The organism is Streptomyces sp. NPDC057682 (assembly GCF_042799575.1).
In the GTDB taxonomy this organism is placed as follows: domain Bacteria; phylum Actinomycetota; class Actinomycetes; order Streptomycetales; family Streptomycetaceae; genus Streptomyces.
This window is the reverse complement of sequence record NZ_JBHVIN010000033.1, coordinates 15,375-37,053: the sequence shown is the minus strand read 5'-3', so window position 1 is coordinate 37,053 and position 21,679 is coordinate 15,375. Positions and strand designations below refer to the sequence as shown.

Below are 21,679 nucleotides of genomic sequence, written 5' to 3'. Positions count from 1 at the left end.
GGGCCAGACGGGTCCCGGACCGGGCCCCGCGCGTACGGGTACGACGAAGGGGGCGTCCCACCGGCCGGTGGGACGCCCCCTTCGTCGTACGCGCGGACTCAGCCCGCGAGAAGCCTCTTCACCGCGGCGGCCACCCGGCCGCCCTCGGCCCGCCCCGCGACCTTCGGACCCACGAGCTTCATGACGGCGCCCATCGCGCGTGGCCCCTCGGCACCGGCGGCCTTCGCCTCCTCGACGGCGGACGCCACGATCGCCGACAGCTCCTCGTCGCTCAGCTGCTGCGGAAGGTACGTGTCGAGCAGCGCACCCTCCTTCTTCTCCCGCTCGGCCTGCTCGGCCCGGCCGCCCTGGGCGAAGGCCTCGGCCGCCTCGCGGCGCTTCTTCGCCTCCTTGGCGATCACCTTCTGCACCTCGTCGTCGGAGAGTTCGCGCGACGTCTTGCCGCCGACCTCCTCCTTGGTGATGGCGGTGAGCGTCAGCCGGAGCGTGGACGAGGTCAGCTCGTCGCGCGCCCTGATGGCCGCCGTGAGGTCTTCCTGCAGCTTGGACTTGAGCGTGGTCATGCAGTGATTGTGGCAGGTGCGGTGCGCCCGACGCCCGCCGGTTTTCCCGCGGGCACCCCCCGTCTGCGACGATGGGCGCATGCGCGCACGCTACGGAGTCCCCCTCAAAATCACGGCGGTCACCGCCGCGGCCGGCGCCCTCGGCCTCGCCTACGCGGCCGGATTCGAGGCCCGCTCGTTCCGCCTCCGACGGGTCGCCGTCCCCGTACTCCCGCCCGGGACACGCCCGTTGCGCGTGCTGCAGGTCTCCGACATCCACATGGTCTCCGGCCAGCGCAAGAAGCGCTCCTGGCTGCAGTCCCTGGCCGGGCTGCGCCCCGACTTCGTCGTGAACACCGGCGACAACCTCTCCGACCCGGAGGCCGTCCCGGAGCTGCTGGACGCGCTGGGACCGCTGATGGAGTTCCCCGGGGTGTACGTGTTCGGCTCCAACGACTACTACGGGCCGAAGCTCCGCAACCCCGCCCGCTACCTCGTCGAGAAGGCGGCCGGCAAGCACGGCCTCAACGGGAACGCCCCCGCGGTCGGCGTCGTCCACAACCCGTGGGAGCCGATGCGCGACGCCTTCGACGAGGTGGGCTGGCTCAACCTCTCCAACACCCGCGGCCGGCTCAAGGTGGAGGGCCTGGACCTGGCCTTCACCGGGCTCGACGACCCGCACATCAAGCGCGACCGGTACGCCGAGGTGTCCGGCGGCCCCGAATCGGACGCCGACCTCTCGATCGGCGTCGTCCACGCCCCCTATCTCCGCTCGCTCGACGCCTTCACCTCGGACGGTTACCCCCTGGTCCTGGCCGGTCACACCCACGGCGGCCAGCTCTGCATCCCCTTCTACGGCGCCCTGGTCACCAACTGCGACCTCGACACCGACCGTGTCAAGGGCCTCTCCACCCACACGGCCGACGGCCGCCGCGCCTACCTCCACGTCTCCGCCGGCTGCGGCACCAACCGCTACACCCCGGTCCGCTTCGCCTGCCCCCCGGAAGCGACCCTCCTCACCCTCACGGCCCGCGACGCCTGACCCCGACCGCCACCGGGCCCTCCCGCCCCAGCAGCGAAAAGCGGATTTCGTCTCCGGGCGCGGGTGGGCTAAAGTAATCGATGTCGCCGGGAGACCAGCGACGATCGGGGTGTAGCGCAGCTTGGCAGCGCGCTTCGTTCGGGACGAAGAGGTCGTGGGTTCAAATCCCGCCACCCCGACAGCTAAGCAGCAGGTCAGAGGGCCGGTACTGATTTCAGTACCGGCCCTCTGACGTTGTGCGTGTCTATCTGCGTGACTACCGCTCCGGAGGCGCAGGAGTGCCGAAGATGCCATCCATGGCCGTCGCGCCGGTCTGGATCACCGGGCGGATCTGCTTCCGGTAGACCTCCTCCGTGACGGCTGTACTGGAGTGGCCCACCAACCGGGAGATCTCTTCGAGCGGGATGCCTCGGTCGGACAGGATCGAGACGAACGACGTCCGGGTTTCCCGGGTGGTCCACTCGTGGGGCTTGAGGTCGACGCCCGGCATCTGCGCGGCCCCGGCCAGGACCTTGCGGAACTCTCGCCGGACGTTCGCCGCGTCCAGCTCGGTGCCGACCGCCGAAGTGAAGACGAGCCCCGATTCCTGCCACTGATCACCAGCCGCGACACGCTGCCAGCCCTGACGCTCACGCTGGATTTTGAGTGCGTCAACAGCCCGACCCGGCAGTGCGAGCGTACGGCGGGACTTCCTCGTCTTGGTGTCGCCTGAGCTGCGGACCGAGCGCCAAACGGCGATGTGCGGCGGGATCTCCGGAGTAACGGTCGGATCTCCGTCGAGGTCGACATGATCCCAGCACAACGGACGCATCTCCTCGGTACGGCCACCGGTGAGGAGCGAGACCACGACGTACGCGTAGAGCGGTGAGTCCTCGGCAGCCACGAGCACGGCGTGTGCCTGCTTGAGCGTGAGCGACTTGGACGGCCGACCAGGACGGCCGGCGGGGACCGAGCACAGCTCAACGACGTTGCGCTTCACCTTGTCCCGGGCCATGGCTCGCTTGACCGCACGGTTGAGGCACGAGCGGATGGCTTCCAGCGATCGCGTGCTGAGCACCTTGGCCTTGTCCGCAAGCCACCTGTCGACGTCATCAGCGCTCAGGTCTCGGAGCTTCCGGGCGCCCAGGGAAGGGATCACGTGGGTGTTGCAGAGGGTCGTGTTCGTCTCGACGGTCGACTTGTCGCGGCCTGAGAGGCCGTACGCAAGCCAATCCGTCACCGCGTCCCTGACGGTGTAGCCCGTTGGCGCGATGGCAAGGCCATCCTCGAAGTCCCGCAGCACCTCTTTCAGCTTGGCCTTGGCCGCGGTCTTAGTCGTGCCGCTCGCCCGCTTCACGATCCGCTTGCCGCTGGGGTCATAGCCGAGGCTGGCCGTAGCAATCCATCGTTGCCGCTTCTCATCCCAGTGCAGCCCACCGTCACCACGACTACGCCGCTTAGTCACTGCTCAGCCCCAGCTTCCCGCTCCAGGAGCGCAACGTAGTCAGTGATGGCGGAAGCCGGAACGAGGCGGGTCCGCCCTTCCTTGACGGTCCGGAGACGACCAGCACGGATCAAGTCGTAGACGACGCTTCGGCTCAGCCCCAGCACCCTCACAGCGTCGGGAACGCGGTACAGGGCCGGAGGGATCGCCGGTCCCCCAATGTCGAGTACGGTCACCATTCCTCCTCGGCGCTCAGCAGTTCGGCGCGGTGTTCGCGGGCGGTTTCGCGGTTGTGTCGGATGTCGCGGTGGATGTTGGCGGCGAGCCAGGATTCGCCGGGGGTGTGGCCGTTGCCGGCGTAGGTCCAGTGCGCGAGCGTGAGCGTGGTGGCTTCGGGGTGGTCGTCGGGGTCGGGGAGGCCGAGGGCGGCGCGTTGTTCGGCGGCGCGGTAGTCGGCCCGGACCTGGCGAAGGGCCCCGAGGGTGGTCGAGTAAGCGCGGGACTTGGTGGAGAAGTGGCCCCGGAAGCCGAGCATGTGGGCCCAGTCGCGGAGCTTGCGTTCCGGGTAGGCGTGGTGCAGGTCGAGGCACGCCTCGATCAGCCGCCGGGGGTGCTCGGGCACGTCGAGCAGCACCAGGGCTTCCTTGTTGCCGACCCGGTGGTCAACGGTGCCGGTCGTCTCGGCCGCCTTGGTGGCGTACTTGGCGACGTACGAGGCCACCGCCTGTTCGGTCAGATCCTCACCGTTGCCGAACGCGCCGATCGGCTGCACGTCGATCTGCGCGCCCCACCGCAGCGTCCATCCCTCATGGATCCCGGCTTCCGGATTGGCCGGCGCGAGGACCTCAACCCGGGCAGCGGCGGCACGGATCGCATCGTCCAACAGATCGAGGGTGGCCCATGCCGGAGGCGGGGTGTCCGGCCCTTCGGGTCCGTCGAAGCGGATCACCGCGTGGAAGTGCACGGCCCCGCGCTTCTGATACTCCGCGACCTTCCCGAAGGACACCTTGGACTGTTCGCGGGCGGCTTTCTGGGTGAGGCCGGCTCGGCGGGCGATTTCGCGGCGGAGGTAGATCGTGAAGTAGCGCCAGAGGTCGGAGGCGTGGTTGTTCCACAGCACCGCCCCCGCGTAGTCGTAGGTGTCCGGGTCGAGCGGCGTGCCCAGCTCCGGTGCGTCCTCGGGGTGCCTGGTGCCGCAGCGGCAGGGCCGGTTGCCGGGCCGGTTGTGGACGGGGCCGAAGGAGGGGGCGGTGAGGGTGGCGAAGACGCGGGGGTGGTCGCGGATGGTGGTGGGGGTGCCTTTGTCGGGGTCGCCGGTGAGTCCGGCGCGGATGAGGTGGTAGGTGTCGCCGGCGTAGGTCCAGGCGCAGGCGGGGCAGCGGGAGGCGCGGCGGTTGCCGCAGGCGATCCGTAACCGGCCCCCGGGCTCGGTGTCCGTCGAGTAGTGGTGCAGCAGGGTGCCGGTGGTGCGGTCGATGGTCTTGGTGGCTCCGGTGAGGTGGATGGGCTGGGAGCAGCCTCCGGTGCGGCGGAGTTGTTCGGTGAGGCGGTCGAAGCCGGGAGACCCGACCACCCGGAGCAGATCGCCCAGGGTGGTCGGGTCCAGGCCCGCCGTGGTGGCGGTGTCGTTCACACCAACACCTCCTGCCGTGCGGTGGAGAAGGCGGCGCCGATCCATCGGGTGTAGGCGGGCGGGATCGCCTCGGTGAGTTCTTCGTGGACATCGGTCCAGGTGATGCCCATAGCGGTCTGCATCTCGGGCACGGTGGCTTTGCCGCCGCCCTTGCCGTAGGCGGCGACGTAGGGGCCGTCCCGGCGGACACCGTGGCGATGACCGCGCACGTACCCTCGGTGTCGCGGGTGGGCCGGCCTTGCGGTGGCCCAGCGGCCGAGTTCGAAGTTCCGGTGCCGCAGGACCCCGAGGCCGAACATCTCGCCGCACAGGGTGAGGTCCTTACGGATGGCGGCCCGGCCGTTGGGCTGCTCGATCACATACGGGAGCCCGGTTCGTTCCAGCAGTTCGCGGGTGGGAGCCACCAGATCGCGATGGTCACCGCCCCAGCCCTGGGAGGTGTTGGTGCCGATGGTGAGGGCGCAGCCGGCCTGGCAGGGCGGCGAGGCGTGCACGAGGGTGTACCGCTCGATGTCGCCCGTGGTGGTGAGGTGGTCGACGTATTCGAGGGCGTCGCCCCGGTGGTAGGCGAAGGGGTAGTTCGGGCGGTCGGCAAGGTCGCAGCCGTCGACCTGGAAACCGGCGAGGTGGTAGCCCCAACCGGCCCCGCCGGCGCAGGAGAAGAGATCCAGGACCCGGCGCATGGCGGTCACCGTCCCGTCCGGTTGTGAGCGGCACCGTGGTTCGCGGCGTAGCCCTCGACCAGGGCACGCACCTGCGTGTCACCCGTGGCGGTGGCGGAGGCTCCGCAGTGGCAGACCGCCGACCCGGTCGCCGGGACGTTCGGGGACGGCTTGCTGACGTGGAGACCGGGACGGTCCGGCGTGGGAGTCAGGTCGGCCACGGCCCTCACGCCCCGATCCGGCTGTGGGCGCGGGCGGGGGTGGTGGTGTGGCCGGTGCCGTGGCAGGCGGGGCAGTGCGCGGTGATGGTCTCGCGCTGCCCGTCGGGGGTGCGGGTGCCGGTGGTGATGGTGACGGTGGGGAAGCCGTCGCAGTGGCCGCAGATCGGCCGGGGCGGGGTGTGCTGGGGCATGATGGGATCTCCCTTTCGGGTCCGTTGGATCTGGAAGTGGTGGGCACCCGGGGCGGCGGAAACTTGGCGGTGGAAGCCGCCCCGGGGGCTGTCAGCGGTTGTTCGGGCTGTTGAGCAGCGAGCGCAGGACCACGGCGCACACGGCGACCGAGGCGGCGGTGATCGCGGTCGCCAGGAGCATCGAGACCAGGACCGTGCCGACGACCAGGACCACGGCGGTGCCCCCGGCGGCGGCGACGAGCAGCGAACCCGGGGTGAACCGCACAGCCGGCCGGGCGGGCGGAGCAGCCGGAATCGGGGCCGGGGCGGTCGGGGTCTGGTGGCAGGTGCAGGCCGGCGGGTGCACGAGGCCGGTGAGCGGCGGGACCAGGGACGTGCCGGGGGTGGGTGCGGTGTCCGGGGGCGGGATCTTCGGGGTGAACACGAGTAGGGCCTCCTGTCAGGGGTTGCAGCGGTGGGTGCGGGCGGCGAGTTCGGCGGCGGCGCGGCCGTGGTAGTCGGCGGAGAAGTCGCAGCCGGGGGCGGTGCAGGCGGCGACGTGCTTGGTGCGGCCCCGGCCGTCGTAGTAGGTGCCGACCTGAACGGGGCCGAAGCGGACCACGTTCGTGAAGCGGTTCGGACGCGGCATGACGTGAACCTCCTTGCGGGTTACTCGAGTTGGGCGGTGATGGCGTCGGCGAGGGGTACGGGGACGCCGAGGCGGGCGCGCAGGGTGGCCGCGTCGATCCGGACCCCGGTCGCGGTCTGGTGGGCGTCGGCCAACTTCCGGGCGTGGTCGAGCAGCGCCGGAGGAACCGCCGCCGGGGCGAGCGCCGAAACAGGCGCAGGGGCGGACTCGGCAGCCGGTGCCGGCGGGAGTTCGGGTGCCGGGTCGGGAGCCCGTTCCACCGTCACGTCCGGGACCGGTTCGGCGGCCGGGGCAGCCGGGGGTGCGGCAGCCGGGACGGGGTCCGGTTCGTCGGGCGCGGTGGTGGGGGCGTGGACGAGGAGAGTGCCGCCGAGGAAGGCGAGGGCGGGCCAGCCGGCGACGAGGATGCGCAGCCAGGCCGGAACGTCGCCCAGGTCGAGGAGTCCGGCGGTGGCGACGTTCGCACCGAGGGACGCGGCCAGGGCGATGACGAACCAGGCCCAGGCGGCGCGGTTGTCGGCGGTGGTGCGCATGCGCCGCCAGGCCGCGACGAGGAGCAGGTCGACGCTGACCGGGTAGGCCCAGGCTTTCCAGCCGTCCTGCCCGGCCGCTTCGGCCAGGTCGTGCAGGTGCGCGAAGGACAGGGCGCCGGCGATCACGGCTTGGATGAGTACGGCGTCGATACGGATGCGGGACACGGGGGGTCACCTCCTTTCAGGGGTGGGCCGGTGCCGGGCGGGGACCGGGCCGCCGCCGGGCACCGGAGCTCGGGGGTGGTCAGGCGTTGGGGTCGGTGCCGGAGCCGAGGCAGTTGAGGCAGAGGCCGTCCTGCTGGCCGACCGGGCGGCGCTTGCGGCCGACGCGGACCGTGGCGGCGACCATCCCGGACCCGTCGCACGGCGAGCACACGACCGGCTCGGGCGGGGTGTTCTTCGGGGGCTTGGTGGTCCGTTTGGTGGCCATGGCGGTGGTTCCTTCCGGTTCCGGGCATGGGCGGGGTAGGGACCTGGCGCGAGACAGTCACGCCAACTGGAGTTGCAGGGAGGGGTGTTAGCTGGTTGCCGGGCGGGGCTTGAGGAGCGGGGAGCCCGGGGCCGGGGCGGCGGAGACGGCTGGCCGGAAGGGTGCCAGAGCGGCGAGGTGCGGGGTGAGGTGCGCGAACTCGTGGCAGATGGCCACGGCTTGGGCGGGGGTCATGGCGGGGGTGCGGATGCGGGACCAGCCGCCGGAGGAGTCCCCGGCCACCGCGACCCCGGGACGGTCCGGCGGGATGGTGGTGGCGGCGAAGACCGCTTCGGGGGCGATGTCCCCGAGGGCCATTTCGGCGGTCTGCTTGTCGTTGACCCGGTGCACCACACGCCCGGTGAGCTGAGCCCGCAGAGCGGTCGCGCCCTTGCCGAGATCGGAGCCGAAACGCTGCCCACAGACCTCCAGGAAGATCCCGACCGCGCGGGCCATCTGCGCGAGCCGGATCATCCGCATCACCATCCGGTCCCGCCGCTCCTCGTCCTTCTTCGCGGCCACGAGGAACAGCTCGGCAACCTCGTCGACCAGGACGACCAACGGCACCGGGCGCACCTTCGCCGGCAGGCCCCACATGTCCGGCACACCGTGCGAGCTGAGAAGGTCGAAGCGCTCCTCCATCTCACCGATGAGGGCTTCCAGTAGGCCGTCAGCCTCGTCCGGGGTGATCGCCAGAGCGGAGAGGCGGGGTGCGTAGCCGCGCTGTTCCACCCCTCGTTTGCAGTCGATCCCGATCAGGCCGACCGGGAGCTTGGCGAGGCCGGAGATGAGGTTGCGCTGATACATCGACTTGCCCGACTGGTTCGCACCGACCGTCAGGGCGTGCGGGACCTTCTGGTAATCCCGGACGAACGCCGAACCGTCTTCCCGCAGAGCGACCGGGACGACCAGCGGGCCGGCGGCAGTGTTGCGGGGCAGTCGGCGGGGCATCTTCACCCGGCGCAGCACGTCGTACCCGGTCATCCGCAGTTCCACGAACCCCGGCTTGACCTCGACCACGTGGACGGAGTGGACGCCCCAGGCGTGGCGGAGCCGTTCGGAGGCGGCGGACACGTCGGCAGGCTCCAAACCGGCGGGAAGGCGAAGGGTCGCCCGCATGCCGGTCGAGGAGTAGCGGACCCGGCGGACCTGCGGGGGAACGGGCTGGACCTCCTGGCGGGCGACGTTGCGGACCATGAACGCCCGCAGGCGGGACGGCTGGACCGTCAGCCCGCACACATCCATCGTCGCCCGGTACGTCACCGCGAACCGCACCCGGGCGACCGGGGCACCGACCAGCGACCAGAACACCCGAGGGGAGCGGGCCTTCGCGTAGCCGAGGCCGCCGGCGGCCGATAAGGCCCCCGCCACCTCGATCACCGTGGACAGGTCCGACATGATCAGGCCCCCAGCGGGGTCACAGCCACCGCGCGGAAGCTGATCCCGTGCCGGGTCTGGCCGTTGAAGGTGTTCTCCCAGTCGCGGGCCTTGAGCCCGACGACCGTGACCGGGGTGCCGGGGGCCAGGTTCTCGGGAACGCCCGTGTTCGGCACGGTCACCTGGTACAGGTTGCCCTCACCCTCGTCCGCGACCAGCAGACCCACCGTCGCGAGCGGAGCACCGGTCTCCCGGTCCATCGCGATCTCACCGGTCTGCTTACTCACGAGCTTCGGCGTCGGAGGCGTCGCCACGAACACGACAGCGGTCGAAACATCGATCTTGAAGGACGGCATGAGCGTCTCCCTCATCGCGTGGGGCAGCACGAGAAGCGCCAGCCCCAACTGGCTTGAGCCACTTACTGGCTTAAGCCAGTTGAGCACGTCACGGGAAGCGCCGTCAAGCTTCTGGCTTGAGCCAGTTGCTACGCTGTTGCCATGACCCCGTCCGAGCCCTCTATTCAGCAGCCAGCAAGCAGACGCATCGCGGAAGAACTACGCCGGCGGATCCGCGACGGAGAGATCCCGGCCGGTGAGAAGTTGCCTTCGGAGCGCGCCTTGGCCGAGGAGTACGGGGCCGCTCGCAACACGGCGCGCGAGGCTGTGCGGCTGCTCGCGGAGCAAGGTCTCGTGACCGCCAAGCACGGACGGGGGGTGTTCGTCCGCGAGCCGCAGAAGCTGTTCAGATTCGGGAGCGATCGGTACTCAATCAAGAACCGGGAGACCGGGCTTACCCCGTTCCGGCTGGAGGCACAGCGCCAAGGGAAGATGCCCAGGATCGACGTGCTGTACATCGAGCGCGAGACGCCGCCGCTTGACGTGGCGGAGCGCCTCGGTGTGGCCTCGGCCGAACAGAGCGTCGTGCACCGGGAAAACCACTACTTCGCCGACGACGAACCCGTTCAGATCGTCTCGACGTACCTCCGGTGGGATGAGGCGCAGGGCACCTTGCTCATGCAGCCGAAAACCGGCAAAGACGGAATCTACGGGCGGCTTGAGGACCTAGGTCACGTCATGACGCGGGTCCGTGACGAGATCAGCGCGCGGATGCCGACGCCGGAGGAAGCCCGGTTCCTCCAATTGCTGCCAGGCGTGCCGGTTTTGGAGGTGCTCCACACCAGCCTTGATCAGGACTTGCAGCCGTTCGAAGTGTCCAGGTACGTACACCGAGCCGACCAAACAGGACTGCTCTACGAACTGCCGGTTGAGTAGACCGCACTGGAGGGGGAAACGCATGTCAGCAGCCACAGTTCGCCCGCGTGAGTCACGTGACCTTGCGGAGGCGGCAACGGTTCTCACCGCCGTACACGAATCAGACGGATACCCAGTCGAAGGGGTGAAGGACCCAGAAGCTTGGCTGTCTCCGGAAGGACTTCTGGCGGCATGGGTCGCGGAGCTCGATGGACATGTGGTGGGGCATGTCGCCATCAACAGCCCGCAGCCGGGGGAAGAGGTAGCTCGGCTCTGGAGGGAAGAGAGCGGTGACGACGACTCCCACATCGGGGTCCTGGCCCGACTCTTCGTGGCGCGTCAGGCACGAAAGGCGTCCGTCGGCAAACTCCTCATGGAAGCCGCTACGGCCTACGCCCGAGAGAGGCACCTGCGCTTGGTGCTGGAGGTCTTGACGAAGGACGCAGCCGCGATCCGCCTCTATGAACGCCTCGGCTGGCAACGCATCGGTGAGGCCGTCCACACCTTCGGAGGCAAGCAGGTCGACGCCGTCTGCTTCGTGGCACCCGCCTGACGACGAGAGCTGTTACAGGTTTCTCTACCTCATCAAGGCACCCGGCTGCGCTCCGCTCCGCCGGGCGCGCTTCCCGGCTCTGGCTGCGCCCGCGCTCCTGCCTTCGGCCCGCTCGGCGCTGCCGCCGCCGACGCGCGCCCGCTGTGTAGGCCCGAGGGGCATGAGCCGAGAACCAAGCCCGCTTCTTCACGACGATGCCTCCGGCGGGGGCGCTCAGACTCCGGGATGGACGGGGCACCGTTCGCGAGTGCCGGCCGGAGCGGGGCGAGCGTCGTGGGGCTCCCATCCCGACCACCTTCGACCCAGGCAGAGCCGAGCAGTCGCGGCCCAGGGCGTCAAGGTCGTTCGTACAGTGGCGCGCTCCACCTTGACGCCCTGAACCACGCCCGCTCCACGGAGTGTGGGTCGAAGGCGGACGGGATGGGAGCCGGGGTGAGTGGTGGGTAAGACACGGGTGCCAGCAAGCTAGCGACTCAGGTCATGCGCAGATCCTGGAAGGCGAACGCTTTGCCCCTCATCCACCATGCGACAGAGGAGGTCAAACGCTTCCCCGGGACGCACATCACCCATCGAGCAGCCGTAAGCCATGAGGTCCGTGGTGTCCATGACGCTGATCCCCTTACGCTTGGCGTAACTCAGAGTGATCCTGTCATCGCTGATCCAGGTCGAAACCCCTTTGAACTCCTGCCGAGTCTGAATCAAATGAAGCGTTTCCGCTTCCCCCAAGTGCTTAAGGGGAAGCTCCGGCATACCGCCGAATGCCACCCTCGCAGTTTCGACCTCTGCCGCCTCATCATCATCGATCTCGATGGGCTCCCCCAACGTGCCAGCATCGATGAGCGCCTGCAGCGGGCGGTGGGCGATGCGTGCCGAATTCTTGGCTTCGTATGCGACTGCGGCAGTCCAGCGGCCACGACCGTTGAGTATCGCCTCAAGGAGCGCTATTCGATCAACGCAGGCAAAGTTGCACAGCACCGTGTTGTCGGGAAACCAGAAGGACCGCAGCAGCGTCATGGAGTAAAGACTAGCCCTGTTTCTGCGGTAGTTGGCTCACTCGCCACCTCTTCTGAAGGTTCGAGCACGTCGAGAAGGGTGTCAGGGTCCACTTCCCACAGCGAAGCGAGCGGCCTCACGCTCATATCTCCCTGGAGATAGGCCCGAGCCGCCAGGTAGCTGATCTTGTCCGGTGGCCAGCCCTGCTCGGCCGCTTTAGCGCTCTTGAGGTGGTCTGCAAGCTCACCTGCTGCCTGCGCGGCTTCACGAGTCGTGATCTTTAGGGTCTCCGCGCGTTGCTCAGCATTGATCAAGCCCAGCGCCTTCAGCCGAGTCGCCATGGCACTGGGAGAAACCTTGTACTTCCAAGCGAGCTTGCTAATCTCCCATGCGTCCATGCCGTCCCGCGCATCCTCCGCGATTTCATCCCGCGGCATGAGGAACGCAGCAGCGAAGGAATTGGCGCGCACTTCTTGCAGGGACCTGGAACGACCAGGAGACACCTGCTCGGCAACAGCCTCTTCGGCGTCGCCTGCCAAAATATGACCAAGCTCATGCGCCAAAGTAAACCGCTGACGCGTCCACTTTGCTGTGCTCGTCACGACGATTAGTCGGAACTCTTTCGGCGCCCACGCGACACCATCGAGGCCGTCAGGAAGCTTCGTGGAAGCAATCTGAATACCGTATGCCTCTTCACATTCAGCCGCGAACTCCTCGTTTCCAAGCGACCGCGGAGAGCAACTCAGGGACGCGAGCGCCACCCGGGCCAACTCTTCGCCCTGTTCAGCAGCCCTGAGAGAGGCGTCCACTGCACGGAGGGGCTCTGGAGGCTTGGGCAAACTGTGCCCGAGGCGCTCCAAGGCATCGATGAGATTCCCATAGAGCGCAAGAACACCTTGCGCATCAGCCTGCGTGCCTTCACCCTGCCCATTTAGGCGAGCAGCCACATTTACGGCAGCGCGCGGCCGACGTCCGCTGAGGAGCCAGTCAACCGTAGTGCCGGCAGCTTCTGCCAGGAGGGCGAGCTCAAGAGAAGTGAAGCGACGCACGCCACCCAAGGACTTGCAGAGTTTGTCGGGAGTCATCCCAAGCCGCTCGGCCTGCGCCGCCTGTGTTTGACCAGCTCTGCCGATGACTTCGCGTACACGTTCGATCAGGGCAGGGTTCATGACTACACCGTAGCGACGCGTTGCGACAATCGCAATGTGGATCACAGCCCGAAACGGCATAAATCGGACCAATTTCGTTGCTGTGCAGTAAACCTTCGACTTTCCCCGGCTGGTGTCGCAATGGGCAGCCCTCTCGTCAGGAACCCCAACCCGGCCGGTGAGCGCCGCGAGCCTCGAAGAATCCCAGGCATCGAGAGAGGATCCCGTACGTTTTTGCTGGTCAGAGCCGCACAGAAAGCTGTAGGCCCCGATCAGCCCTGCTGGCTTGTCAGCGCCAGCTACTACGGTCTGAGGGATGAGTCAGGCGAGTTCTGTGTCAGGGGTTCACGTGGGTGGTCAGTTGCGTGTGGGGCAGGTCTTTCGCTATGCGACCGGCAAGGACCCGAAGCCAACCACGATCGGGGGGTATCCCAACTTCCACCACGTGACCCACTCGCCGGAACGAGCCCGTGCCCTGCTGGAGGCTGGAATCAACGGCATGGCCAAGATCCGGACAGACGATGGCCAGCGCCGGCCAGTGATTCTCATCCGGTCAAGCCCTTGGAAGGCCGGCTCCGAGCAGACACCTTGGCATGACGTGTTCGACATGGACAACGGGCATGTTCGCTACTTCGGTGATCACAAGGCCACCACTACGGTCGAGCCGGGTAGGACCACGGGCAACGCGGCCCTGCTAGATGCCTTTGCTGGGCACCAGGGGCACACTCCGGAGGAGCGAGCAGCAGCCGTACCCCTGCTGTTGTTCCGTGCAGTGAAACGCAACGGAAAGGACAAAGGGCACGTTGAGTTCTGTGGGGTGGGTGTGATCGAACGGTCAGAGCGTCTGGTTCAGTGGGGCGGTCGCGACCACACGACTTTCACGAACTACGTATACGACATAGCTCTCATCGACCTCACTGCTGAGGACGAAACAGTTGCCTGGGCGTGGATTGACTCCCGCAGGGACAAGACCCTGTCCGACAAGCAGACGTTGGAACTCGCCCCGCTAGCATGGCGTGAATGGGTCAAGCACGGGCACTCAGCCTTGCCCAAACTCCGCCGGCGAGTCGCCCGCGCCAAGGTGACCAAGGTGATCGAACAGCGCCCCGCGCCAGGAACCGCTGAGGCCAAGGACCTGGACCTGATTTACAAACACTTCGACGGTCGTAAGCACGACTTCGAGGCAGTCGCCTCCGCAGTTGCAGCACGTGTGCTGCGTGGGGCAGGGAACAACTACGTCGAAGGGTGGCTGACCCGGCGCTCAGGGGACGGAGGGGCCGACTTCGTAGGCCGGCTCGACATCGGCAGTGGGCTGGCTGGCACGAGCCTTGTCGTCCTTGGGCAGGCGAAGTGCGTCAAGCTCGACAGTCTCGTCACTGCGGAGCAGATCGCGCGTGTCGTGGCCCGACTCCGCCGCGGCTGGATCGGCGTGTACGTCACAACTGGGGCGTACTCAGTGCCAGCGCAGACCGAGATGGTTGAAGACCAATACCCGATCGTCTTGATCAATGGTTCTGAGCTCACCCGCGAGCTCAGGAGCATGGCCCGGGATGACCACGGCGGAGACCTTATGGCATGCATCGAGCACGTCATTAGTCAGCGAGAGACCGCGGTGACGAACCGGCGCCCAGAAGAGATTCTGCTCGAATAGCCCACCACTTGGTGAGTGTCCAACTGCGTGACAACGCAGGCAGCCAACTGTGGACGAGCCCGGACGCCGAGGGATGATAAGACCAGCTTAGAGGATACTTAGCCCCAGGTCGAGCACTCCCCCAAGTTGCTTCGGGACGAAGAGGTCGTGGGTTCAAATCCCGCCACCCCGACAGCCGTAAGACCAGGTCAGGGGCCTGATCCGAGAAATCGGATCAGGCCCCTGAGTGGTTTCCGGGGACGGTGGCCCCAGCGCCTCGCGCGACGTCACGGCGGGTCGCCCATGCCAACGGTTTCATCACAGATGAACGCGGGATTCCCCCGCCGACGATGCCTGATTTCACAGGGCCGCCACAAGGGCACCGCTCGACCACCACGTCCGACGGTGCGCGCGTGACCTTTATGAGCCCCCTGTGGCCGATATTGCGTACTATTCCGCGCCCGGTACGGAGCGTCGGCCGGGGCCGTCGCACGGAGTTGCCCGGCGTACCGGATCAGTGGTTGCATCACGCCCGGTCGAGGCGGGAAGCCCCTGCTCCGCACTGCGACAGGCCATGGCCGCGCCTGTGACCTCGACCATTCGAACGTTGCAGGGCAAGAGACCGAGAACGGCAGCCGTCCTCAGCGGAAGGCGGCGTGCGCCGGTCAGAAGGGAGCAACGTGAGTTGCTCGCACGCAGCAGGATGCCCCCTTTTCCCTTATCTCAGGGAGAGTCTGCAAGGGTGGCGCGACTACTACTGCGACAGCGCGGATCAGTGGCAGAGCTGTGCGCGCTACCGGATGTCGCTCACGGGCGAACGGGTGCCGATCAGTCTGCTGCCCAATGGGGCCCAGGCGCACCACCTGGAAAGCACGCAGGCGGACACGGGAGTGGGCGCGGGCGGCACCGCCGTACCGCAGCAGCCGTACCCGGATACTTCGCAGGCACAACAGGCACAACAGACGCAATGGGCACACCAGACGCACCACGCACAGCAGGCCCAGCCGGATCCGTACGGGGGGCAGTCGTACGGCGGTCAGTCGTACGGGGATCAGTCGTACGGCGACCAGCAATACGGTGGTCAGCCCTACGGCGGCCGGCCGTACGAGCCCGCCGCGGTGTCGCGCCACGGGGTGCCGGCGTCTCCTCATGATCACCGGCACGACGCCCGACCGAAGCGTGGCTGGTGGGCTCGGCTCACCGCGTGGATGGGAGGACCCGCATGAGTGGCTACTGGCCCTGGTGGGCGGGTGCCGCGGGGCTCGCCCTGGTCACGGTCAACTACGCGCTCACGACGGACCGTTCCTTCGGGGTGTCGTCCGCGTGGGACCGGGTGCTGCACTGGCGCAGGGAGCGCCGGCTGGAGCGGATGGACGAGGAGTTCGCCGACGAGAAGGCGCTCACCGCGGCGCTGGCCGCGGCGACGGCCGAACACTTCGGCACCGGACCGGCCGGGCCTGTGGCTCCGCCGCCTCCGTCCGTGACGGGGCCGACGGTGCAGCAGGAAGCACCGATGCCGGAACGGACCCCCGCGCCGCTGTTCACGCATGCCGCCCTGTTGGTGTCGATCTTCGTCGGCGGTCTGATCGCCGCGCTCACCACGGGACAGTTCCATCCGCGTCTCGACATGGGCCCCGGATTCCGGGACGTGGTCACCGCGAACCCGGTCGTCATGACCGCGGTCCTCTTCGTCGGAGGCGTGCTGGTCGGCTTCGGCACACGGTTGGCCGGCGGGTGCAGTTCGGGGCACGGGCTCAACGGCTGCGGGCGTCTGCAGCCGGTCAGCCTGGTCGCGACCGCCGTGTTCTTCGGGACCGCCGTCGGCGTCTCGTTCCTGTTGTGGAAGGTGATCTGATGCGCACGAGGGGCGCGGTTCTGCTGGCCAGCATCATCACCGGGCTGGCCTTCGGCTACACCGTCTTCAGGATCGGCTTCGGCGACTACGCCGAGCTGAACCGCATGTTCACCTTCCAGGACCTGCGGATGTTCTACTCCTTCGCGGGCGCGGTCGGAATCCTCGTGGTCGCGTTCGCCCTGATGCGGCCGCAGCGCGTCAGGACCCGTATCCACGGCGGCGTCGTCCCCGGGGCGGTGATGTTCGGCACGGGCTGGGCGCTCTCCGGCGGCTGCCCGGCGATCCCGCTCGTCCAGGTGGCCGGCGGATACCTGCCCGCGCTGATCACCATCGTCGGGGTCATGGTCGGCATGCGGCTGTGCCGCTGGGCCAACGGACGCCACTTCCACGTGGACCGGGGCTCCTGCGGCCTGTAGGTAAGGGTCGTCCGGCGGGTCGCGCCGAGCACGTCCTCCCCCGGCACTCCCCACATGACCGCCGCCGTGGTCCGGAACCGTTGCGTCCGGACCACGGCGACGTATCCGTGCCCCTTCGGAGAACCGCGCCCCGGCCGGGCCGAGCGTCGCGGGCTCAGAAAACCATCGCCAGGAGGTCCGCGAAGAGCTCGTCCTCGTCGGTCTCCAGACCTCGTTTGGTGAACCAGGTACACATGTTGTGGCAGTCCCGCATGAGGAAGTCCATGCCCTGCGGATTGCCGATGATGTCGACCACCTGGGGCAGGTCGATCATCACGAGCCGGTCGCCCTGGGCCAGCACGTTGTACGGGGAGAGGTCGCCGTGGGCGAGGCCCGCTCGGGCCAGCTCGCGCATGCCGTCGCGGAGCTGGTCGAAGTAGGACGCGAGCAGGGCGTGCTCGGGCCGGACCTGGGCGAGCCTCGGGGCGGCACCGCCGTCGCCGTCGTCGATGAACTCCATCAACAGCTCGGTGCCGTCCACCTGTACGGGGTAGGGAACCGGAACGCCCGCCTGCCAGAGCCGGCAGAGCGCTTCCCACTCCGCGTAGGCCCACTGCGCGGCCGCGACGCTCCTGCCGTGCGCGGTCTTCTTGGCCAGGGCGCGGCTGTCGCGGCTGTTCTGCGTACGGCGGCCCTCGACGTACGACGCGCTGCGGTGGAAGGAGCGGTGCTCCTCGGTCCGGTAGCGCTTGGCCGCCAGGAGGGAATGGCGCGCGGGGTTGTCGCCGATGCGATCCACGGCTCGTTCGAGCAGGAAGACGTCGGCTTCCTTGCCGGTCTTGAGAATGCCCAGTTCCGTGTCGATCGCGGCCTGTTCGGTCACGACCCAGTCGGGGCGGGGCTCCGGGCCGCGCGAACCGCGTTCCACGTCGAGCCAGGTCGACCAGCGCTGATCGGCGCCGAGCCGTTCCTGGACGGCGTCGAACCGGAAGGCGAAGGCGTCGTCGGAGAAGGGGTGGTCAGTGTCGGTGGTGCTGAAGGTACGGAAGACGTCGGAAGACATCTGATGTGCTCCTGGAGAAAGAAGAGGGATGGGTGCGGACATGCCGCAGCACAGTGACGAACATCTGTCAGCCCTCCTTGGGTCCAGGCAGCACGAACTGCTGCACAACGCGCCCCACCTTGCTGGCCCGCTCGCATCCACGCAACCGAATTAACCGGTCCCGGCTTCGGGAACAGTGCGTCCCGTCCGCGCGGTTGCACCTAGGGGGAAGGGGACGACGGGGGAAGCGGAGAGACGCGAATGCGGCCGGCCGGCGGATGAGGTGACCGACGCCGGGGCTGCTTCACGTGCGTGGAGGCGGGGTGTACCGGAGCCGTTCGCCCGACGGCCGGTTACTCCGCTCCGGCTGTCCGACGCCCTGTCCCCCGCCCGTACCGGACCACCGCACGACGCGCACTCCGCAGGAGGACTGCAACATGACCGACCGACCCCTGACCCTCATGGCCGTGCACGCCCACCCGGACGACGAGGCCACCGGAACCGGCGGGATCCTCGCGCGGTACGCGGCCGAAGGCATCCGCACCGTGCTCGTGACCTGTACCGACGGCGGGTGCGGTGACGGGCCCGGAGGTACCAAGCCCGGTGATCCCGGGCACGATCCGGCGGCCGTCGCGGCCATGCGCCGCGAGGAGCTCCGGGCGAGCTGCGACGCCCTGAAGATCAGCGATCTGGAAATGCTGGACTACGCCGACTCCGGAATGATCGGCTGGGCCAGCAACGACGCCCCGGGATCCTTCTGGCAGACCCCGGTGGAGGAGGGCGCCGCCCGGCTGGCGGAGCTGATGCTCCGGTACCGGCCGGATGTCGTCGTCACCTATGACGAGAACGGCTTCTACGGCCACCCCGACCACATCCAGGCCCACCGGATCACCATGGCCGCCCTGGAGCTGACCGGTCTGACGCCGAAGGTCTACTGGACGACGATGCCGCGCTCGGTGATGCAGCGCTTCGGCGAGACCATGCGCGAGTTCGACGAGAACGCTCCCGAGCCGAGTCCTGAGGAGGCCGCCGCCATGGCCGAGATCGGGCTTCCCGACGACGAGATCACCACCTGGGTGGACACCACCCCGTTCAGCGGCCAGAAGTTCGACGCGCTGGCCGCCCACGCCAGCCAGGGCGAGAACATCTTCTTCCTCAAGATGGGCAAGGAGCGCTTCGGCGAACTGATGGGCGTGGAGACCTTCCTGCGGGTCAGGGACACCACCGGCACCCCCGTTCCCGAGAACGACCTCTTCGCCGGGCTGCGCTGACACCGCACCGCCCGGCCCGGCGCCCTCGACGGGGCGGTCGGGCCGGGCCGGTCGAGCCCGTTCCGCATCCCTTACGCGGCCTTGGTCAGCGTCGTCCGGTCCGCACCGGGCCCCCGCACCGCTACGGCCTCCGGGGCGGCGATGGCGCCTGAGGCGCCCGTCTCCGTGCCGGCCCCGGCCGGGAACCGGACCGTGTTCCGCTCCTCCTCGCGCCGCCACAGCAGCAGGGCTCCGACCGCGCCGGTCACCGCGAGGGCCGCGAGGACCGACCAGGTGAGGGTGAAGCCCCCGGCCGTACCCAGCCATCCCGCGATCGGGTACGTGATCAGCCAGGCCAGGTGGGACAGGGAGAACTGCGCCGCGAAGACCTCGGGTATCGCGCGGGGCCCGGCGGAGTCGCGGAGGACCTTGCCGGTCGGGGTGATGACCAGCGCCATGCCCACTCCGATGACGGCCCAGACGACCGCCGTACCCGCCCAGGTGGTGAGGCCGGCCGCCACCGTGGTGACCGCCGCCGCCGTACCGCCCACGAGGACGCCCGCGCCGGTCAGCATGACGCTGCGGGCGGTGACCCGGTCGAGTACACGGGGCAGGACGAGGGCGGCCAGGAGCGTTCCCGTGCCGGAGGCGGCGAGCATCCGGGCGACGTCCGACTGCGAGCCGTCCAACGCGTCGCGCACATAGTTGACGGTGTTGACGACGACGATCGAACCGGCCGCCGCCACCACGAGGTTGAGTGCCATGACCCCCCGCAGCCGGGGTGTGGTGACGAACGTTCTGATGCCGCCCGCCACCTTGTCCCACGCCTTGGTGTGCGCTCCCGCCCGCGCGTCCGGGATGCGCGTCGACAGGACGAGCAGGGCGGAGACGACGAACCCAGCCGAGGTGCCGAGGAACAGCCGGTCGAAGGTCATGAACGTCAGCGCGACGGCGGCCAGCACGGGGCTGAGCAGGCTCTCCATGGTCGAGGCGACCTGGGAGGCGGACAGGGCACGCGTGTAGGCGGCCTCGTCGGTGACGATGTCCGGGATGACGGCCTGGAACGTCGGGGTGAACGCGGCGGAGGCGGCCTGCAGCAGGCCGATCAGCACATAGACCTGCCAGATCTCCGTCACCAGCGGCAGCGCGAGCGCCACCGCGCCCCGGATGACGTCGAGGACGACGAGGAGGGCTCTTCTGGGAAGCCGGTCGATGTACGCGGCGGCCAGTGGCGCGATCACGACGTACATGACCATCTTGATGGTCAGGGCGGTGCCGAGGACCATTCCGGCACGTGGGCCGGCGAGTTCGTAGGCCAGCAGCCCGAGGGCAACGGTGGTCAGTCCCGTACCGAACAGGGCGATGACCTGGGCACCGAACAGGTGCCGGTAGTCGCGGACGGCGAACAGTCGCATGACGGGTTCCTTCCGGATCCATGCGGCGGGCGCGGGCTCTTCGGGCGGAGCCCGCGCCCCCCGTGTACAGACGGGGATGTCTTCTCTACGCACCGGCCTCGCCTCCCGGAGCGAGTCCGGCCAGGGCGGCCGGCGAGTGCGCCGTCGTCGCGACCATGTCGCCGGTCCGGCCGTGCCGGGTGACGAGGTCGGCCGGCAGTTCGCGCGAGGTGCCCACCGCCGTTTCGGGCGTGAGTCGGGTCAGGCGGGGCATGTCCCTTCTCCTTCCGCGACGAGTGTGGTGAGTACGTGGTGGGTGGGAGGTGGTGAGCCTCCGGTGGCGGCAGAGGTCAGTGGTGGGCATGGGTGGCCTGGTGCCCGCCGTGGTGGGCATGGGGCTCCTGGTGACCGGCGTGGTGGTCGGCGTGGTGACCTTCGTGGTGGTTGGCGGTCTCGTCCTGCGCGGCCTCCGCCGGCTCGCCGGCCGCGGGCGCGGTGGTGCGCACCGTGAACTCGGCCGTCCGTACGACTCCGTCGTGCTGGAAGTCCAGGAACAGCCGGTACGTGCCGGCCGTCGGCGCCACCGCCATGAACGTGATCTCCGGGCCGGGCGCGGTGACCCCGTCGCCGGGGGCGCCGTCCGGGTGCACATGGAGGTACCCGAGGTCGCCGAACCGCAGCGCCACCAGGTGCCCGTACGCCGCCAGGTACGGCTGGAGGTCGGTGACGGGAACTCCGTTCCTGCTCACCGTGAGCGTCAGCTCGCTCGCCTCGCCGGGCAGCAGCTCCCCGTCCAGCGCGACGCCGTACTCACCGATCCTCGCGACCCCCGTGGCCTCCGGCAGCGGGCGAGGCTCGTAGGGACCGGCGACCGACGCGTCGGCGCCCAGGGTCAGGGTGCCGGTGTGGGCGGCGGGGTGGATGTCGGTGAAGAACCGCCAGTCCCCCGGCTCCAGCTCCAGCTCGGTGCTCCAGGTGCCCTGTGCGTCCCGCACCGGGTGCACGTGCTGGAACCCCGCCGTGTCCCGCCGCACGGCTATGAAGTGCAGTTCCTTCTCGTGCTCGGGCACGAACTCGGTCACCGGCCGCCCGTCGGGGCCCGTCACCCGGAAGGTGACCGTCCGGCGGCCGGCGGTGAACACCGTCGCGTCGAGCTCCAGGGTGTACCCGCTCCGTGAGACCGCCAGCCCACCGGGCTGGTCCCCACCGTGACCCGCGTGCGCGCCATGGCCGGCGTGCGCGCCATGGCCGGCGTGCGTGCCATGGCCGGCGTGCGCGCCATGGCCGGCGTGCGCGCCATGGCCGGCGTGCGTGCCATGGCCGACGTGGCCCGCGTGCGACGCGTGGTTCGACTGGTTCGCGTGGCTGTCGTGTCCGATGTGGTTCGTCATGACATCTCCCTGGCTGCGGTGCGTCCGACGTCGTCCGGTCGGGGCGACACTCAGAAC

At 68.9% G+C, this 21,679-nt stretch carries 26 protein-coding genes and 1 tRNA gene; 8 read left to right on the top strand and 19 right to left on the bottom strand.

The window, feature by feature from the left end; genetic code table 11:
- Nucleotides 1–98 precede the first annotated feature (98 nt).
- Nucleotides 99–563 carry a GatB/YqeY domain-containing protein gene (locus ACFVDM_RS37760; RefSeq protein WP_383651224.1) on the bottom strand — a complete coding sequence of 155 codons (465 nt, stop codon included), beginning with the start codon at nucleotides 561–563 and terminating at the stop codon, nucleotides 99–101.
- 79 nt (nucleotides 564–642) lie between these two features.
- Here ACFVDM_RS37760 and ACFVDM_RS37755 point away from each other — a divergent pair, with 79 nt between their 5' ends.
- Nucleotides 643–1,584, top strand: a complete 942-nt coding sequence (locus tag ACFVDM_RS37755) for a metallophosphoesterase (protein ID WP_383651223.1) — start codon at nucleotides 643–645, stop codon at nucleotides 1,582–1,584.
- A gap of 105 nt (nucleotides 1,585–1,689) precedes the next feature.
- Nucleotides 1,690–1,763, top strand: a tRNA-Pro gene (locus ACFVDM_RS37750).
- Between the two features lie 77 nt (nucleotides 1,764–1,840).
- On the opposite strand, the gene xerC is transcribed toward ACFVDM_RS37750, so the two are convergent.
- The 12 genes from xerC to ACFVDM_RS37690 form a co-directional block, all read right to left on the bottom strand.
- Nucleotides 1,841–3,028: a tyrosine recombinase XerC gene (gene xerC, locus ACFVDM_RS37745; RefSeq protein ID WP_383651222.1), complete on the bottom strand. Its 1,188-nt coding sequence runs from the start codon at nucleotides 3,026–3,028 to the stop codon at nucleotides 1,841–1,843.
- The gene (locus tag ACFVDM_RS37740) at nucleotides 3,025–3,246 is read right to left on the bottom strand and encodes a helix-turn-helix domain-containing protein (protein ID WP_042496582.1); all 222 of its coding nucleotides are present in this window, start codon (nucleotides 3,244–3,246) and stop codon (nucleotides 3,025–3,027) included. The genes xerC and ACFVDM_RS37740 overlap by 4 nt, the downstream gene beginning before the upstream one ends.
- Nucleotides 3,240–4,640: a replication initiator protein RepSA gene (gene repSA, locus ACFVDM_RS37735; protein ID WP_383651221.1), complete on the bottom strand. Its 1,401-nt coding sequence runs from the start codon at nucleotides 4,638–4,640 to the stop codon at nucleotides 3,240–3,242. Before repSA ends, ACFVDM_RS37740 begins: the two co-directional genes overlap by 7 nt.
- On the bottom strand, nucleotides 4,637–5,323 hold the full coding sequence (locus ACFVDM_RS37730; RefSeq protein WP_383651220.1) for a DNA methylase: 687 nt from the start codon (nucleotides 5,321–5,323) through the stop codon (nucleotides 4,637–4,639). The genes repSA and ACFVDM_RS37730 overlap by 4 nt, the downstream gene beginning before the upstream one ends.
- A gap of 5 nt (nucleotides 5,324–5,328) precedes the next feature.
- Nucleotides 5,329–5,523 (bottom strand): hypothetical protein, encoded by a 195-nt coding sequence (locus ACFVDM_RS37725; protein ID WP_032784957.1) that lies wholly within the window; start codon nucleotides 5,521–5,523, stop codon nucleotides 5,329–5,331.
- 5 nt (nucleotides 5,524–5,528) lie between these two features.
- Complete coding sequence (locus ACFVDM_RS37720) at nucleotides 5,529–5,714, bottom strand: hypothetical protein (RefSeq protein WP_383651219.1); 186 nt, start codon at nucleotides 5,712–5,714, stop codon at nucleotides 5,529–5,531.
- 91 nt (nucleotides 5,715–5,805) lie between these two features.
- Nucleotides 5,806–6,138, bottom strand: a complete 333-nt coding sequence (locus ACFVDM_RS37715) for a SpdD protein (RefSeq protein WP_383651218.1) — start codon at nucleotides 6,136–6,138, stop codon at nucleotides 5,806–5,808.
- Between the two features lie 15 nt (nucleotides 6,139–6,153).
- Nucleotides 6,154–6,342 carry a mobile element transfer protein gene (locus ACFVDM_RS37710; protein ID WP_030854941.1) on the bottom strand — a complete coding sequence of 63 codons (189 nt, stop codon included), beginning with the start codon at nucleotides 6,340–6,342 and terminating at the stop codon, nucleotides 6,154–6,156.
- 20 nt (nucleotides 6,343–6,362) lie between these two features.
- Nucleotides 6,363–7,040, bottom strand: coding sequence for a DUF2637 domain-containing protein (locus ACFVDM_RS37705; RefSeq protein WP_383651217.1), 678 nt, complete (start codon nucleotides 7,038–7,040; stop codon nucleotides 6,363–6,365).
- 79 nt (nucleotides 7,041–7,119) lie between these two features.
- Nucleotides 7,120–7,305 (bottom strand): hypothetical protein, encoded by a 186-nt coding sequence (locus ACFVDM_RS37700; RefSeq protein ID WP_383651216.1) that lies wholly within the window; start codon nucleotides 7,303–7,305, stop codon nucleotides 7,120–7,122.
- A gap of 87 nt (nucleotides 7,306–7,392) precedes the next feature.
- Nucleotides 7,393–8,742, bottom strand: coding sequence for an FtsK/SpoIIIE domain-containing protein (locus tag ACFVDM_RS37695; RefSeq protein ID WP_383651215.1), 1,350 nt, complete (start codon nucleotides 8,740–8,742; stop codon nucleotides 7,393–7,395).
- A 2-nt stretch (nucleotides 8,743–8,744) separates the two neighbouring features.
- Nucleotides 8,745–9,077 (bottom strand): hypothetical protein, encoded by a 333-nt coding sequence (locus ACFVDM_RS37690; protein ID WP_032785370.1) that lies wholly within the window; start codon nucleotides 9,075–9,077, stop codon nucleotides 8,745–8,747.
- A 141-nt stretch (nucleotides 9,078–9,218) separates the two neighbouring features.
- On the opposite strand from ACFVDM_RS37690, the gene ACFVDM_RS37685 reads away from it, so the two are divergent.
- Both ACFVDM_RS37685 and ACFVDM_RS37680 read left to right on the top strand, forming a co-directional pair.
- A complete protein-coding gene (locus ACFVDM_RS37685; RefSeq protein WP_383651214.1) occupies nucleotides 9,219–9,992 on the top strand; it encodes a GntR family transcriptional regulator in 774 nt (257 codons plus the stop codon).
- A gap of 22 nt (nucleotides 9,993–10,014) precedes the next feature.
- Nucleotides 10,015–10,524, top strand: coding sequence for a GNAT family N-acetyltransferase (locus ACFVDM_RS37680; RefSeq protein WP_383651213.1), 510 nt, complete (start codon nucleotides 10,015–10,017; stop codon nucleotides 10,522–10,524).
- Nucleotides 10,525–10,989: 465 nt separating this feature from the next.
- Here the strand turns inward: ACFVDM_RS37680 and ACFVDM_RS37675 are convergent, their stop codons facing one another.
- Nucleotides 10,990–11,538: a hypothetical protein gene (locus ACFVDM_RS37675; RefSeq protein ID WP_383651212.1), complete on the bottom strand. Its 549-nt coding sequence runs from the start codon at nucleotides 11,536–11,538 to the stop codon at nucleotides 10,990–10,992.
- Nucleotides 11,535–12,686 carry an ImmA/IrrE family metallo-endopeptidase gene (locus ACFVDM_RS37670; protein WP_383651211.1) on the bottom strand — a complete coding sequence of 384 codons (1,152 nt, stop codon included), beginning with the start codon at nucleotides 12,684–12,686 and terminating at the stop codon, nucleotides 11,535–11,537. Before ACFVDM_RS37670 ends, ACFVDM_RS37675 begins: the two co-directional genes overlap by 4 nt.
- A gap of 295 nt (nucleotides 12,687–12,981) precedes the next feature.
- Between ACFVDM_RS37670 and ACFVDM_RS37665 the strand changes: the two genes are divergently transcribed.
- From ACFVDM_RS37665 to ACFVDM_RS37655, 3 genes are all read left to right on the top strand, one after another.
- On the top strand, nucleotides 12,982–14,316 hold the full coding sequence (locus ACFVDM_RS37665) for a restriction endonuclease (RefSeq protein ID WP_383651210.1): 1,335 nt from the start codon (nucleotides 12,982–12,984) through the stop codon (nucleotides 14,314–14,316).
- A 1,201-nt stretch (nucleotides 14,317–15,517) separates the two neighbouring features.
- Complete coding sequence (locus ACFVDM_RS37660) at nucleotides 15,518–16,150, top strand: YeeE/YedE family protein (RefSeq protein ID WP_383651209.1); 633 nt, start codon at nucleotides 15,518–15,520, stop codon at nucleotides 16,148–16,150.
- Nucleotides 16,150–16,566 carry a YeeE/YedE thiosulfate transporter family protein gene (locus ACFVDM_RS37655; RefSeq protein WP_383651208.1) on the top strand — a complete coding sequence of 139 codons (417 nt, stop codon included), beginning with the start codon at nucleotides 16,150–16,152 and terminating at the stop codon, nucleotides 16,564–16,566. Before ACFVDM_RS37660 ends, ACFVDM_RS37655 begins: the two co-directional genes overlap by 1 nt.
- A 154-nt stretch (nucleotides 16,567–16,720) precedes the next feature.
- On the opposite strand, the gene ACFVDM_RS37650 is transcribed toward ACFVDM_RS37655, so the two are convergent.
- The gene (locus ACFVDM_RS37650) at nucleotides 16,721–17,608 is read right to left on the bottom strand and encodes a serine protein kinase RIO (protein WP_383651207.1); all 888 of its coding nucleotides are present in this window, start codon (nucleotides 17,606–17,608) and stop codon (nucleotides 16,721–16,723) included.
- Between the two features lie 416 nt (nucleotides 17,609–18,024).
- Here ACFVDM_RS37650 and ACFVDM_RS37645 point away from each other — a divergent pair, with 416 nt between their 5' ends.
- Nucleotides 18,025–18,858, top strand: coding sequence for a PIG-L family deacetylase (locus ACFVDM_RS37645; protein ID WP_383651206.1), 834 nt, complete (start codon nucleotides 18,025–18,027; stop codon nucleotides 18,856–18,858).
- Nucleotides 18,859–18,929: 71 nt separating this feature from the next.
- On the opposite strand, the gene ACFVDM_RS37640 is transcribed toward ACFVDM_RS37645, so the two are convergent.
- The 3 genes from ACFVDM_RS37640 to ACFVDM_RS37630 form a co-directional block, all read right to left on the bottom strand.
- Nucleotides 18,930–20,252: an MFS transporter gene (locus ACFVDM_RS37640; RefSeq protein ID WP_383651205.1), complete on the bottom strand. Its 1,323-nt coding sequence runs from the start codon at nucleotides 20,250–20,252 to the stop codon at nucleotides 18,930–18,932.
- Nucleotides 20,253–20,337: 85 nt separating this feature from the next.
- Complete coding sequence (locus tag ACFVDM_RS37635; protein ID WP_383651204.1) at nucleotides 20,338–20,505, bottom strand: hypothetical protein; 168 nt, start codon at nucleotides 20,503–20,505, stop codon at nucleotides 20,338–20,340.
- 76 nt (nucleotides 20,506–20,581) lie between these two features.
- Entirely contained in the window at nucleotides 20,582–21,622 is a 1,041-nt protein-coding gene (locus ACFVDM_RS37630; protein WP_383651203.1) for a hypothetical protein, read from the bottom strand.
- Nucleotides 21,623–21,679 lie beyond the last annotated feature (57 nt).

Excerpts from the sequence above, each read along its gene's own strand:
- ACFVDM_RS37700 (WP_383651216.1), bottom strand. The coding sequence starts at position 7,305 with ATGGCCACCAAACGGACCACCAAGCCCCCGAAGAACACCCCGCCCGAG.
- ACFVDM_RS37710 (WP_030854941.1), bottom strand. The coding sequence starts at position 6,342 with ATGCCGCGTCCGAACCGCTTCACGAACGTGGTCCGCTTCGGCCCCGTT.
- ACFVDM_RS37720 (WP_383651219.1), bottom strand. The coding sequence starts at position 5,714 with ATGCCCCAGCACACCCCGCCCCGGCCGATCTGCGGCCACTGCGACGGC.
- ACFVDM_RS37740 (WP_042496582.1), bottom strand. The coding sequence starts at position 3,246 with ATGGTGACCGTACTCGACATTGGGGGACCGGCGATCCCTCCGGCCCTG.
- ACFVDM_RS37695 (WP_383651215.1), bottom strand. The coding sequence starts at position 8,742 with ATGTCGGACCTGTCCACGGTGATCGAGGTGGCGGGGGCCTTATCGGCC.
- ACFVDM_RS37660 (WP_383651209.1), top strand. The coding sequence starts at position 15,518 with ATGAGTGGCTACTGGCCCTGGTGGGCGGGTGCCGCGGGGCTCGCCCTG.
- ACFVDM_RS37655 (WP_383651208.1), top strand. The coding sequence starts at position 16,150 with ATGCGCACGAGGGGCGCGGTTCTGCTGGCCAGCATCATCACCGGGCTG.
- ACFVDM_RS37630 (WP_383651203.1), bottom strand. The coding sequence starts at position 21,622 with ATGACGAACCACATCGGACACGACAGCCACGCGAACCAGTCGAACCAC.
- ACFVDM_RS37635 (WP_383651204.1), bottom strand. The coding sequence starts at position 20,505 with ATGCCCCGCCTGACCCGACTCACGCCCGAAACGGCGGTGGGCACCTCG.
- ACFVDM_RS37680 (WP_383651213.1), top strand. The coding sequence starts at position 10,015 with ATGTCAGCAGCCACAGTTCGCCCGCGTGAGTCACGTGACCTTGCGGAG.
- ACFVDM_RS37645 (WP_383651206.1), top strand. The coding sequence starts at position 18,025 with ATGACCGACCGACCCCTGACCCTCATGGCCGTGCACGCCCACCCGGAC.
- ACFVDM_RS37685 (WP_383651214.1), top strand. The coding sequence starts at position 9,219 with ATGACCCCGTCCGAGCCCTCTATTCAGCAGCCAGCAAGCAGACGCATC.
- ACFVDM_RS37670 (WP_383651211.1), bottom strand. The coding sequence starts at position 12,686 with ATGAACCCTGCCCTGATCGAACGTGTACGCGAAGTCATCGGCAGAGCT.
- ACFVDM_RS37755 (WP_383651223.1), top strand. The coding sequence starts at position 643 with ATGCGCGCACGCTACGGAGTCCCCCTCAAAATCACGGCGGTCACCGCC.
- ACFVDM_RS37675 (WP_383651212.1), bottom strand. The coding sequence starts at position 11,538 with ATGACGCTGCTGCGGTCCTTCTGGTTTCCCGACAACACGGTGCTGTGC.
- ACFVDM_RS37640 (WP_383651205.1), bottom strand. The coding sequence starts at position 20,252 with ATGCGACTGTTCGCCGTCCGCGACTACCGGCACCTGTTCGGTGCCCAG.
- ACFVDM_RS37650 (WP_383651207.1), bottom strand. The coding sequence starts at position 17,608 with ATGTCTTCCGACGTCTTCCGTACCTTCAGCACCACCGACACTGACCAC.
- ACFVDM_RS37760 (WP_383651224.1), bottom strand. The coding sequence starts at position 563 with ATGACCACGCTCAAGTCCAAGCTGCAGGAAGACCTCACGGCGGCCATC.
- ACFVDM_RS37690 (WP_032785370.1), bottom strand. The coding sequence starts at position 9,077 with ATGCCGTCCTTCAAGATCGATGTTTCGACCGCTGTCGTGTTCGTGGCG.
- ACFVDM_RS37730 (WP_383651220.1), bottom strand. The coding sequence starts at position 5,323 with ATGCGCCGGGTCCTGGATCTCTTCTCCTGCGCCGGCGGGGCCGGTTGG.
- ACFVDM_RS37665 (WP_383651210.1), top strand. The coding sequence starts at position 12,982 with ATGAGTCAGGCGAGTTCTGTGTCAGGGGTTCACGTGGGTGGTCAGTTG.